This is a genomic window from Sorangium sp. So ce117 (assembly GCF_051524395.1).
GTDB lineage: Bacteria > Myxococcota_A > Polyangia > Polyangiales > Polyangiaceae > Sorangium > Sorangium cellulosum_B.
On the sequence record NZ_CP150309.1, the window covers coordinates 4,900,077 to 4,911,667 of the forward strand.

Consider the following 11,591-nt stretch of genomic DNA (forward strand, 5'->3'; position numbering starts at 1 on the left):
TCGCCGTCGCCGCGCGCGGCCGATCGCCCGAGCGCCGCCGGTCGTGGTATCTCCCGGCTCCCCCGATGGCCCGAAAGCGCAAAGGCAGGTCCCGCAAGGGCGGCGCGTCCTCCGCTCCTCGCCCGGCGTCTCCCGCGTCGCCTGCGGCCGCCGCGCCGCCCGCGAGGCGCGTGCGCTCGTTCCGCCTTCGCCTCGACATCACCGCCCTCGAGCTCGCTTGCGGTCACGACGGCCTCCTCCGCGGCGCGCCAGAGCCTGTCCTTCTCCTCGCCGCGTACCTCCTCGTTCCCCATGACCCGAGCGGCACGGCGGGCCTCACGCCGCCTCGTCCGCTGGGCCGCACCCTGGTCCGCTTCCGCCCGCCGGAGGGCCGCTTCCCCGCCGTCGTCACGCTGCGCGCGCCGCTCTCGTTCAAGGCCCGTGCTCGCGCCCGCGAGGACGACCGCGTCCTGCTTCTCGCCCTCGCCGTCGAGGAGGACGCTGGCAAGGAAGTCGAGCGGCTCTACGCCCACCTCACCGACGCAAAGCACCTTCGCCTCTGGGACCTCGACGCGCCCGTGCCCGCACCGCTGGCGCCCGCCGAGCTCATCGCTGCGCCGTACCTGCGGGAGAACGCGGCTCCGGTGCGCGTCGGCGTGCTCGACGACGGCGGCGATCTCCGCGACACCTGCCGCGAGGACGATTTCGTCGGCGCCTGCGCGGCCGTCGTCTCGACCGCTCGCCACGAGGACACGCTCCGCTTCCACTTCGTCTCGGCCGACGGCCGCAACGACTGGACCGCCGTGACAAACGTCAGCGTCGACTGACGCCCGCCCTCGTCGGCAGAGGCGTCAGCGCCAAGGCTCGTCGCGTGTCCTCCGGCCGCCGAGGAGGGACCAAGACAGGCGCCGCCGCCGACGCTGATCTGGGCCGGGGCGCGGTCTCCAGGAGCGCGTCACGCCTGGACGCACACGCCGGCCGCGGAGCAGACGCAGCATTCACCGCACCCGCCGCTGTTCACGCGGTGGATGCACCTGCTCATCCGCCAGGGCAGGGCGCGCCGGCGCGGGCCCAGGTCTCCCATGCAGCGACGAACTCGGCGTAGGGAGTCGGGATGGGCGTGCGGCCAGCGCCAGGGTTCCAGCCCCAGGTCACGAGGGGATCCTCGAGGTGGACGCGCAACGCCGCCATGTCCTTGCCACCATTGCGCTTCGGATCCTTGATCTGCTCGCACAGGGCGCCCGGGGCGACACCGACGAACACCATCGGCATCTCGGGCGGCGGCATGTGCCAGCCCTTCGAGACGCCCGGCGGCACGTGCGTGCCAAAGCTGTTCGGCGGGTTGGTCGGCCCATGGCACGTCGTGCACTCCGCGCCTGGCATGCCGTGGCCTGTCGGGCCGCGGAGCACGAACTGCGTGTGCAGACGGCCCTCGTCGCCCTGGAGCGGCACGTCGCCGGCGGGGTGACAGTTCTGGCAGCGAGGGTGCTGGAGCACGCCGCGCACGGTCTCGAACGCGGCGAGGGCGGTCTCGCGGCTGACCGGCGACGGCGAGGGCGCGGGCGCGGCCCCGGGCGTCTGTCCCCCGCACGCGGCGAGGAGAGAGGCGAGGACAAGAGAGGATCGGATCATGGTCAGTTCCTACGCGAGGCGAAACGGAAGGGAGCGCAGCCGCTGCTTGGTCAGCGCGAACACTGCGTTTGCCACGGCCGGCGCGATCGGCGCGGTGGCGGGCTCCCCGATGCCGCCCATCTTGGCCTTGCTCGGGATGAGATGGACGGCGATGCGCGGCATGTCGAACATCCGGAGCATGGGATAGTCGTGGAAGTTGCTCTCCTGGACCTTCCCCTCGGCGATGTTGATCTTGCCGTAGAGCGCGGCCGTGAGGCCGAAAGCGACGCTGCCCTGGATCTGCGCCTCGATGCCGAGCGGGTTCACCGCCGTACCGCAATCGACGCTGCAGGTGACCGAGTGGACGCGGATGCGCCCCTTCTCGATCGAGACCTCTGCGACCTCGGCGATGATGGACCCGAACGACTCGTGCATCGCGAGCCCCCGCGCCCGTCCCGGCGCGGGCGCGGTGCCCCAGCCGGCCTTCTCGGCGGCCACCTTCAGCGCGTTCGCGTGCCGCGGCTTGTCCTTGAGCAGCTCGAGGCGGTACGCGAGCGGATCCTGCCCTGCTGCGTGCGCCAGCTCGTCCACCATGCTCTCCACCGCGAAGGCCGTGTGGGTGTTGCCGACCGAGCGCCACCACAGCACGGTGACCGGCGTCCTCGGCGAGTGCAGCGACACGCGGAGCGCGGGCGTCCGCTCGACGTAGGGCGACTCGGCGATCCCTTCCACCGAGGTCAAGTCGACGCCGTTCCTCGTGACGAACGACTCGAGCGGCGTGCCGGCGACGATCGACTGGCCCACGACCACCTGATCCCACGCCGCCGGCAGGCCGCGCGCGTCGACGCCGACCTGGATCCGGTGGACGAAGGCGGGGCGGTAAAAGCCGCCGCGCATGTCGTCCTCCCGCGTCCACACGACCTTCACCGGCACGCCGGCGGCCTTCGCGACGATCACGGCCTCCCCGACGAAATCCGCCACGGGGCTGGCGCGCCGCCCGAAGCCGCCGCCGAGGAACGTCGTGTGGATCTGGACCTTGTCGGGCGTCGTGCCGAGGATCTTCGCCGCGGCCATCTGGTCGCCGGTCTGGAACTGCGTGCCGGTCCAGATCTCGCAGCGATCGCCGTCGATCTTGACCGTACAGTTGAGCGGCTCCATCGGCGCGTGCGCGAGGTAGGGCACGTCGTACTCCGCCTCGAGCCGGGATTTGGCCGCGGCGAGCGCGTCTTCCACCTTGCCGACGCTGGCGGCGACGGTGCCGGGCGTCCGCGCCTTCGCGTGGAACTCGGCGAGCAGCTTGGCGCTGTCGGCCCCGCCTCCCTCGGGCTGCGTCCACTCGGCGCGGAGCGCGTCGCGCCCGAGCTTGGCGGCCCAGAAATGCGCGGCGACGACGGCGACGCCGTTCGCGGTGGGGACGACCTTCTCGACGCCGGGCACCTTGAGGGCGTCGGCGGCGTCGAACTTGACGAGCTTGGCGCCGAACGCCGGCGGGCGGAGCACCACGGCGGTGCGGAGCCCGGGGAAGTGCACGTCGAGCCCGAACTGCGCCTTGCCCGTGATCTTCTCCGGCGTGTCGATGCGGCGCACGAGGGTGCCGATCAGCTTCCAGTCCTTGGGGTCCTTCAGCTTCACCTTCGCCGGCGGGGCGAGCTTCATCGCCTCCTCGGCGAGCTGGCCAAAGGTCAGCTTGTCCTTGCCGTGGGTGACGACGCCGTTCGCGGCCGTGCACGCCGCGGGCGAGACCTTCCACCGGGCGGCCGCCGCGCGCAGCAGCATGTCCTTCGCCATCGCGCCGACGGTGCGATAGCGCTCGAATTCGCTGTTCGTCGTCGTCGACCCCCCGGTCATCTGGAACTGCAACACCGGATGGCCGTAGACCGGCGCGGTCGGCGCGTGCTCCGACCGCACCTTCGACCAGTCGCACTCGAGCTCCTCGGCGATCAGCATCGCGAGCCCGGTCCAGATGCCCTGGCCCATCTCGGAGTGCGCGAGCACCACGGTCACGGACTCGTCGGTGCCGACGCGGACGAACGCGTTCGGCGAGAGCGGCGGCGGCTGCGCCGCCTTCGGCGCGGCGCGGACCCCCTGCGGGACGTAGAAGCTGATCAGGAGCCCGGCCGCCGAGCCCGCGGTCACTTGCAAGAAGTCACGCCGGGAGACGGTCACTTGCCACCTCGCTTGAGCCTAGACGCGAGAATCACCGCTTCGCGCACACGAACGTACGTCCCGCAGCGACACACGTTGCCGGACAGCGCAGCGTCGATGTCGGCGTCGCTCGGATCCGGCTTCTGTTCGAGCAGGGCGACCGCGGTCATGATCTGCCCGGACTGGCAGTAACCGCACTGGACGACGTCGGCCTGCGCCCACGCCTGCTGCACCGCGTGCGACCCGTCGGGCGACAGGCCCTCGATCGTCGTCACCTTGCGCGACCCGACGCTGGACACCGGCAGGACGCACGAGCGTGCAGGTTTGCCGTCGATGTGGACCGTGCAGGCGCCGCACTGGGCCATGCCACAGCCGTATTTTGTGCCGGTCAATCCCAGCAGATCTCGGAGCACCCAGAGCAGGGGCATCTCCGGACTGGCATCCACGTCACGAACAACGCCGTTGACATCGAGCTTCATGGCCGTTCAGGCCATACTTTTGGGCTGGGCCGCCGTCAAGCGACTGCACATGTTCTTATCATTTCTTCACCATCGGCCCCGCGGCTCGCCGGCGCTCTGTCACGCCACGCTGGCACCCCCGACCGCGAGCGGCCGAGCGGCGTGGAGGGCGAGCGGTCACCAGCGTCACCAGTGTCGCCAGCGTCGCCAGCGACGATGAACGCCCTGGCGGGCGCGTCACGAAGGGTGAATGATGCCGAGCGCATGAACGAGCTTGAGCGGATCGTGCGCGAAGCGGCGACATTGGTGGCAGAGCGGTCACCGTTTCTCCTTGCGACGGTCGTGCGGGTGTCGGGGTCGTCGTACCGGCGTCCCGGCGCGCGGATGCTGGTCGCCGGCGAACGCTGGGTATCCGGGTGTGTGAGCGGCGGCTGCCTCGAGGGCGACGTCGTGCTCCGCGGAGAGCACCGGTGCCGCGATGGCGCCGTGGTGGTCACGTACGACTCGACCACCGAAGACGGGGAGACGTGGGGGGTGGGGCTCGGCTGCAACGGCGTCGTCGATGTCCTGCTCGAGCACGTCGCGGCCGGCGCGACCCACGACGCGCTCGCGTTCGCCGCCGCCTGCTTCGCGGAGGAGACCGCCGGCACGCTGGTCACGGTGATCCGCTCGACGGCCGGCGCGGTCCGGGTCGGAGCGCGCCTCGCGTTCGGTCCGCCGTGCGCGCTCGCGCACCCGGTGACCGATCCGGCCGCGCGCTCAGCGATCGAGGCCGCGGCGCGCGGGCCGGCTGGCGTCGTGGAGCTCGACGGGCTGGGGATCACCGTGCTCGTCGAGAAGATCGCGCCGTCGCCGCAGCTCTTCGTGCTCGGGGGCGGGCACGACGCGGTGTCCGTCGTCACGCTCGCGACGTCGGTCGGGTTCCGGGTCACGGTCGCTTGTCCCACGATCCGCCAGGGCGCCCGGTTCCGCGCCGCGGATCGCGTCGTGTCGACCGGCGGCGCGGCGGATCGCCTCCGCGCGCTCATCGACGCCGCGGCCGAGCCGTACGTCGTGATCATGCACCATCAGGTCACGCCGGATCGCGACGCGCTCGCGGTCGCCCTCGCGTCGCGCGCCCGCTACATCGGCGTGCTCGGGCCCGCGCGCCGCACGCGCGATCTCCTCGCCGAGATCGGCCACCGCGGCGACGATCCGCGGATCCACGCGCCGATCGGCCTCGATCTCGGCGCCGAGACGCCCGAGCAGATCGCGCTCTCGATCGTGGGCGAGCTCCAGGCCGTCGCGCGCCGGGCGCAGGGGGGAAAGCTCCGCGCGCGCGCCCGGCCTCTGCACGCGCGCGTGGCGCTTGTCGTGCTCGCCGCCGGCGGCTCACGTCGCCTCGGTCGCCCCAAGCAGCTCGTCGAGCTCGACGGAGCGCCGCTCGTCCGGCGCGTGGCGACCACGTGCGTCGAGGCGCGCTCCGGACCGGTCGGCGTCGTGCTCGGCGCCAGCGCCGGCGCGGTCGCGCGCGCGCTCGGCGATCTGGAGGTCGCGCACATCGCGAACGATGGCTGGGAAGAGGGCATCGCCTCCTCGGTCCGCGCCGCGGTCCGGTGGGCGGAGGCCTCGAAGGCCGACGCGCTCCTGATCGCGCTCGCGGACCAGCCCCTGCTCACGGTCGAGCACGTCACCTCGCTGCGGGACGCGTGGCTCGCGGGCGCGCCGATCGCCGCGTCGCGGTTCGACGGCGTCGTCGGCGCGCCGGCGGTGTTCGACCGATCTCGCTGGGACGCGCTCTCGCGCCTCCAGGGCGACCAGGGCGCCGGCCGCCTGCTGCGCGTCGAGGACGTCGCGGCGATCGACTGGGTGGGCGGGGCGATCGACGTCGATACGGCCGACGACGTGCGCGCGCTCGCCGGCCACGCGCCGGCGACCCCGCCGAGCTGATCACCAGCAGCTGTAGTCGTAAACCGTGCGCGACGTGTCCCCGAGGCGCTCGACCAGCAGATCGCCGTCGAAGACGTAGGTGAAGGCCGGGATCGATGCGCTGGGCGTGCCGTCGAGCGGGTTCACCCCCTGCTCCCGGCGGAGGAGACGACAACCCTCGTAGACGATCTCCGTCGTGATGGTCGGCAGATCATCCGCGAAGCGGTCGAACGTCAGCTGAGCGGGGCGCCCCTGGTCATCGCGGTCGTATCGGACGAAGTAGTCGTCGTTCCCATAGGTGATCGCCCGCGCGTCGTCGTCGTAGTCGATCTCGAGGACACGGGTATCGGCCGCGCCGGTCCGGGTCATGCGGACCATGCGCTCGCCCTCGTAGTCGAAGGTGTGTGTGTGGGTTTCGCTGCCCAGCGTCTCGACCGCTCCGACGAGACGCTGGCCATCGTATTCGTAAACGAACGACGTCTCCTGTCCCGTGTCCGTCTCCGTGTCCGTCTGGGCGCACGGCCCGGGATGAGGCCCATACATCCACGGACCGAGCTCCGGCATGGGGACGCGGCCAATGAGCCCTGTGCAGCCCGTCGCGCCGCCGCCCCCGCCTCCCTCACCTGACCCGCCAGCCCCGCCCGAGCCTGTCGAGGCCGCCGAGCCTGAAGCGCCGGCGCCCCCGCTCCCCGACGTCGACGTCTCGTCGGAGGCCTCGTCGTCACCGCACGCCACGAGCGTGAGCAGGCATATCGTGGCCAGGGTTCCGCACGTTCTGAAGACAAATCGATGCATCTCTCTCCTCATCCGTCAACCTGGGTCGGGTCGCCGGGTCGTCGCGCCCCGGTCATGGGAATGTCAACTTGGGGGGCTTCCTCAGACATCCTGGTACGCGACCGTGATACCGGACGTCCGACCTTGGCCCTCGAGCAACAAACCGGTGGGGCCAAGGAGAACCTTGTCGACCGAATTGAGAACGAAACCTGGCTCCAGCTCCGGCGGCCCATCGCCGAGCCAGCGGAGGAGCGCCTCGTGCGCGAAGAAGCGCGCGAGCTCCCTGGCGAGGACGGGGTTCTTCACTGCGTCTGCGGCGCCCGGGAAGCCCGTGTCGATGAGCGCCCTGTCGAGCGCCTCCGTGGGCTCGGGAAAGCGCCTCGTGTCCTCGATGAGGGCTGGAAGCTGCTCGGGCTCTGCCAGGAAAGCAACGAAGTAGGCGCCGGGGAGCTCCAGGGAGTAAGAAATCAGGGGCACGTCCGGGGTACGCCAATGCTGGCCGAAGTTCATCGCGCGAACCGACAACGATTCGAACGCCACCGGCCGGCTGTCCACGAAGGCGGGCGTCATCGACTCCAGGAACCGGGCTCGTAACGCGCGTCGGCTCAGTCCGGCGATCGACATCATGAGGTCAGGCTGACATCGCGGTGCGCGGTGAACGCGAGCTCCTTCAAGAACCTGTGATCGCAAGCGCAGCTCATCGCCTCAACAGCACCGCCGGGCAGCGCGCGCGGCGGACCCAGCGGAAACCCAAGCGTACCTATCCGCGGCCGCCCTGGCAACCTACGATTCCGCCGAGCGCTGATCCTCGATGACGGTGCGAGCGAGTCGACGCCTGTTCCACGTGATCGAGGCACCTCTACCGCCCGCGAGGACAGCAGGTTGACCCGCAGCCAGGATCGAGCGCGCCGCTGGTTGACGTCTCGCGCCGGTTCGCAGTAAGGGGCGTACCATGCATAGAGCCCTCGCCCTGGCTGCGCTCCCGCTCCTGGTCCTCGCGTGCGCCCCCGCGACGCCCCAGCCTGTCGCGCCGGCGGCGCCAGCGCCGGCCATCGCGGCGGCGGCGCCCGACGCCCGCGAGCAGGCGGCGCTGGGGGAGCAGCTCGTCGCCGCCTTCAACGACGCCTGGAACCGGCACGACATGGATGCGTTCGCCGCGCTTCAAGCGGAGGACGCCGATTTCGTGAACATCTTCGGGATGTGGTGGCATGGGCGGGAGGAGATCCGGGCGAATCACGTCGGCATTCACAAGAGCGTCTTTGCAAAGAGCCGGCTCGCCAGCGTGCGTGTCGAGACACGCTTCGTCGCGCCGGACATCGCGGTGGTCCGCTGGGCATGGGAGCTGACGGGCGTCGTCACCCCGGATGGCCAGCCCGTGCCCGACATGCAGGGCATCCTTGTGCACGTGGCGCGGCGCGCGGGGGACCGGCTCCAGATCGTGACGACGCAGAACACGCAGGCCACGGCCGACGCGTTCCGCGCTGTGCGCGCCATGGATGCCCCGGCCCGACCCGCCCAGTAGCCGCCCGCGGGCGCGTCCGCCCTGCGAACGCGCCTACCGCACGAGCGCCGGCGCGCTCAGCGCGGCAACGTCCGTCATCCCGGCCTGGACGCGCGCGTAGATGCCGCACGCCTCGCCGGCGATGAGGTAGATGCCGTAGTTGACCGACTCGCGCCGCGCGTTCTCCAGGGCGGAGAAGTACCGCTGCGCGATCCACCGCCCCTCCCGGGCCTTGGCCAGGGACGCGCGCCAGACCTCGTCGGGGGTGTGGCGCCCGAGGATCACCTCTTCTCCCTCGGCGCCGTAATCGCTCTTCAGGACCCACTCCTCGCGCTGCGCGAGGAGCAGCTCGGGGTGCACCGTCTCCAGCCGCGACGTCACCGGGACGTGACGCTGGATCACCGACTGCGCGTGCGGCGAGAAGCGATGGAGGTGCTCCCACATGAACGCCATCGAGCGCTTGTTCTGCGGCAGCACGGCGCCGAGCGGGTTCAGGATCGCGGCGCGCCCGTCGGCCGCGGCGGACAGCACGGCGCCGAGCGGGCCGGCGAGCGGCTCGGCGTCGGGGATCTGCTCGTCGATCCACACGCTCGAGCGCTCTCCCCACCAGTCCGTCTTGTAATGGCGCAAGAGGACCGAGAAGGGGACGTCGAAGAGCGACAGGCCGCGATCGTCGTGGCCGAGGTTGTACGGCGAGCCGAGGAGCACGGAATACCCGCGCTCCGTGAGCCAGCGCTGGTAGAGGCGGATGACCGAGAGGTCCTCGGTGAACTCCGTCGGATAAACGAAGCCGAGGCGCCGCGTCGCGGCCTCGCCGAGGAGCGCGCGGGCGACCTCGTCCACCATCGCGCAGAACCGGGCGCCGAGCTCGCCGTTGGGGTCGCGCGCGCCCGGGTGGTCCGGCGCAGCGAGCGCGCTCAGCACGACCGCCTCCGCCTCGCCCGTCGGCGTGTCGCAGTTCAGCTCGGCGATCGCCGGGCCCTCGTCCGTCAGGAAGACGTCGGCGCGCGCGATGCCGTGCCACAGCGGCTGTGACGAGAGCCACATCGCCTTCTGACAGGGCGTCAGACAGAAGAAGTCGTCGAGCAGCGACGGCTCGTCCGCGACGATCAGGCAAAGCTCGTTGTAGACGGCCGCGACCTCCTCGGCCGCGCGGTACAGGGCGCGCTGCTCGGCGGCCGTGACGAACACCGGCTCCTCCCGGAAGCGCGGGGCGCCGTCGAACCAGGGGTCGGTGATGAGGCCCGTGTCGACGATCTTCGCGGCGAAGGCGTCGTAGGCGCGGTCAGCGGAGGTCATAGGAGGCGCGCGATGGCGATCGAGGTCGCGAGGTAGGTCGTCGCCTCGAGCGCGCCGAGCCCCTCGTTGCGGTCGGCCGCGATGCCCGCGTCGAGGCGGCCGCCGCGCAGCGCGAGCGGCGCGCCGAGCAGCACGCTCTGCACAAGGAGCTGCCGCACAGGGTAGAGGGCGAACAGATAGAGCAGCACCCCGCCATAGCCCTTCAGCGAGATGAAGAGACCCTCGAAGTCGCCCTCCAGCGCCCGCGCGATGATGATCGCCACGGCGATCGAGGCGCCGGCGTAGCTCAGCGCGGCGGCGAGGTTCTCTCCCTGGATCTGCTCGGCGTCATCGTACGTGGTGAGCGCCCGGAAGAGCGAGATGAACACGTGCAGCGTGATCTGCGCGAGGACGAAGAAGCCGAGGGAGATCGCGAGATCGCCGAGATCCTTGCCCGCGATCGCGCGCGAGGTGATGAGCCCGGTCGCCACGTAGTGCGCGCCCGCCGCGAGCCCCGCGGCCGCGTTGCCGCGTTCGATCTCGGCCGGGAGCCGCGCCCTGAGCAGAAGGCGGATCCCGAGCTGGCCGGTCGCGAGCACCAGGAGCAGGCCCACGACGGCGAACGCGCTCACCCAGAGCAGGTCGCGCGCGAAGCCCTCGCCCTCGAGGCAGTTCTTCACGGCGTTCGCGGCGACGAGGAACACCGCGAGGACCTGGCCCACCGTGAGCAGCCGGCGGGCGGCGTTGCTCTCCGTGAGATCGCGGGCGACCGTGTGCGCCGGTGAGAAGACCCTCTGCCCGATGCGCAGCAGGGCGAGCAGAGCGAGCGTGGTGCCCAGCCCGAACCCCATGACGTAGGACAGATCCATGGGACGCACGCTACAGAACGCGCCGCGCCCTCACAAGCCCAAGCCTCCCGTCACGCCGCCGCGAGGCGCGGGCGGGTTTCGGGGTTTGCGGGGCGCCCCGGGCTTTGTGATATGGGTAGGCCTGCCGGGCTGTGACGCCCCGGCTCCGGCGGCGGACCCATGGTCGAACCTCCTTGTGACTCCGGCATCCAGGGCATCTTCGCGCGACCCTATATCGATCTCGAGCCGTACCTCGACCTCGCCCCGCTCGACGAGATCCACGAGGAGATCTGCCTCGGGCTCACGCAGGTGCCGATCGATTACACCGGCGGCAGCCACCGGACGATGGGCATCATGCCGCCTTCGCGCAGCGGCGAGGCGTTCGCCGACTACGGCGAGGTGATCCGCGGCCTCGGCGACGAGGAGTTCGCCACGTTCCAGCGCCTCTCGGACGACCCTTCGTCGATCGAGAGCTCCGCGCGCGCCGCGCTCGAGTTCGGCGAGGAGCGCGATATCCCGCTCTCCCGGCGGCAGATGCTGTGGCTCAAGTTCCGTCATGGGGTCTACTTCCCCTGGAAGGTCTATGTCGAGCTCATCCCGAACCGCACCTGGAGCGACAAGAGCCGGAGTGAAGGCAAGGACTTCACCCGCCTGGCGAAGTCGTTCTTCCCGAGGACGATCGCCTACGTGAAGCGCCTGCCGTTCGCGTCGATAGGGCGCTGCAACATCATGGGTCTCGAGGCCAACGATCACGGCACGGTGCACCACGACGGGGAGGGGAGAGCGCCGGACAGCGAGCCCGATCACTTCATCACGCTCTGTCCCGCGGGCAACAAGCGCCTGTTCCTGTGGGACGAGCGGGCGCGGCGGAAGACGGCGGTCGCCGGCCGGGCCTACTGGTTCAACGATCACGATTACCACGGCGTCGAGGCGGACCCGTACTTCAGGTACTCGGTGCGCATCGACGGCACCTTCACGCCGGAGTTCATCGAGGCGCTCCGGCGCGACCATGCCAGGGCGGTCGATGTCACGCCGCTCGCGCCGCCCGCGCGCGCGCCGCAGGGCGCCGGGGAGGCCGCCGCGTGAGCC

11 protein-coding genes are annotated in these 11,591 nt (G+C 71.1%); 4 read left to right on the top strand and 7 right to left on the bottom strand.

Going from position 1 to position 11,591, the window contains the following annotated elements; all coding sequences use genetic code 11:
• The first annotated feature begins 170 nt into the window (after positions 1-170).
• Positions 171-806 carry a hypothetical protein gene (locus tag WMF46_RS18195; protein ID WP_437986761.1) on the top strand — a complete coding sequence of 212 codons (636 nt, stop codon included), beginning with the start codon at positions 171-173 and terminating at the stop codon, positions 804-806.
• Positions 807-1,017: 211 nt separating this feature from the next.
• Here the strand turns inward: WMF46_RS18195 and WMF46_RS18200 are convergent, their stop codons facing one another.
• The 3 genes from WMF46_RS18200 to WMF46_RS18210 are packed head-to-tail and all read right to left on the bottom strand — an operon-like array spanning position 1,018 to position 4,214.
• The gene (locus WMF46_RS18200; RefSeq protein ID WP_437986762.1) at positions 1,018-1,611 is read right to left on the bottom strand and encodes a hypothetical protein; all 594 of its coding nucleotides are present in this window, start codon (positions 1,609-1,611) and stop codon (positions 1,018-1,020) included.
• A 9-nt stretch (positions 1,612-1,620) separates the two neighbouring features.
• Positions 1,621-3,756: a molybdopterin cofactor-binding domain-containing protein gene (locus WMF46_RS18205; protein WP_437986763.1), complete on the bottom strand. Its 2,136-nt coding sequence runs from the start codon at positions 3,754-3,756 to the stop codon at positions 1,621-1,623.
• The gene (locus tag WMF46_RS18210) at positions 3,753-4,214 is read right to left on the bottom strand and encodes a (2Fe-2S)-binding protein (protein ID WP_437553406.1); all 462 of its coding nucleotides are present in this window, start codon (positions 4,212-4,214) and stop codon (positions 3,753-3,755) included. Before WMF46_RS18210 ends, WMF46_RS18205 begins: the two co-directional genes overlap by 4 nt.
• 243 nt (positions 4,215-4,457) lie before the next feature.
• Between WMF46_RS18210 and WMF46_RS18215 the strand changes: the two genes are divergently transcribed.
• A complete protein-coding gene (locus tag WMF46_RS18215; RefSeq protein ID WP_437986764.1) occupies positions 4,458-6,122 on the top strand; it encodes an NTP transferase domain-containing protein in 1,665 nt (554 codons plus the stop codon).
• Here WMF46_RS18215 and WMF46_RS18220 read toward each other — a convergent pair whose 3' ends face one another.
• Both WMF46_RS18220 and WMF46_RS18225 read right to left on the bottom strand, forming a co-directional pair.
• Entirely contained in the window at positions 6,123-6,896 is a 774-nt protein-coding gene (locus tag WMF46_RS18220) for a hypothetical protein (RefSeq protein ID WP_437986765.1), read from the bottom strand.
• A gap of 81 nt (positions 6,897-6,977) precedes the next feature.
• Entirely contained in the window at positions 6,978-7,352 is a 375-nt protein-coding gene (locus WMF46_RS18225) for a hypothetical protein (protein WP_437986766.1), read from the bottom strand.
• A gap of 475 nt (positions 7,353-7,827) precedes the next feature.
• On the opposite strand from WMF46_RS18225, the gene WMF46_RS18230 reads away from it, so the two are divergent.
• On the top strand, positions 7,828-8,397 hold the full coding sequence (locus WMF46_RS18230; RefSeq protein WP_437986767.1) for an SgcJ/EcaC family oxidoreductase: 570 nt from the start codon (positions 7,828-7,830) through the stop codon (positions 8,395-8,397).
• Between the two features lie 33 nt (positions 8,398-8,430).
• On the opposite strand, the gene WMF46_RS18235 is transcribed toward WMF46_RS18230, so the two are convergent.
• Both WMF46_RS18235 and WMF46_RS18240 read right to left on the bottom strand, forming a co-directional pair.
• Positions 8,431-9,675, bottom strand: a complete 1,245-nt coding sequence (locus tag WMF46_RS18235) for a glutathionylspermidine synthase family protein (protein ID WP_437986768.1) — start codon at positions 9,673-9,675, stop codon at positions 8,431-8,433.
• A complete protein-coding gene (locus tag WMF46_RS18240; RefSeq protein ID WP_437537716.1) occupies positions 9,672-10,523 on the bottom strand; it encodes a DUF350 domain-containing protein in 852 nt (283 codons plus the stop codon). The genes WMF46_RS18235 and WMF46_RS18240 overlap by 4 nt, the downstream gene beginning before the upstream one ends.
• A 159-nt stretch (positions 10,524-10,682) precedes the next feature.
• Here WMF46_RS18240 and WMF46_RS18245 point away from each other — a divergent pair, with 159 nt between their 5' ends.
• Positions 10,683-11,588 (top strand): hypothetical protein, encoded by a 906-nt coding sequence (locus tag WMF46_RS18245; RefSeq protein WP_437986769.1) that lies wholly within the window; start codon positions 10,683-10,685, stop codon positions 11,586-11,588.
• Positions 11,589-11,591: the final 3 nt, after the last annotated feature.

Bases quoted from the DNA above. Each gene is read 5' to 3' on its own strand.
- WMF46_RS18210 (WP_437553406.1), bottom strand. From the start codon at position 4,214: ATGAAGCTCGATGTCAACGGCGTTGTTCGTGACGTGGATGCCAGTCCG.
- WMF46_RS18215 (WP_437986764.1), top strand. From the start codon at position 4,458: ATGAACGAGCTTGAGCGGATCGTGCGCGAAGCGGCGACATTGGTGGCA.
- WMF46_RS18240 (WP_437537716.1), bottom strand. From the start codon at position 10,523: ATGGATCTGTCCTACGTCATGGGGTTCGGGCTGGGCACCACGCTCGCT.
- WMF46_RS18200 (WP_437986762.1), bottom strand. From the start codon at position 1,611: ATGATCCGATCCTCTCTTGTCCTCGCCTCTCTCCTCGCCGCGTGCGGG.
- WMF46_RS18245 (WP_437986769.1), top strand. From the start codon at position 10,683: ATGGTCGAACCTCCTTGTGACTCCGGCATCCAGGGCATCTTCGCGCGA.
- WMF46_RS18230 (WP_437986767.1), top strand. From the start codon at position 7,828: ATGCATAGAGCCCTCGCCCTGGCTGCGCTCCCGCTCCTGGTCCTCGCG.
- WMF46_RS18235 (WP_437986768.1), bottom strand. From the start codon at position 9,675: ATGACCTCCGCTGACCGCGCCTACGACGCCTTCGCCGCGAAGATCGTC.
- WMF46_RS18220 (WP_437986765.1), bottom strand. From the start codon at position 6,896: ATGCATCGATTTGTCTTCAGAACGTGCGGAACCCTGGCCACGATATGC.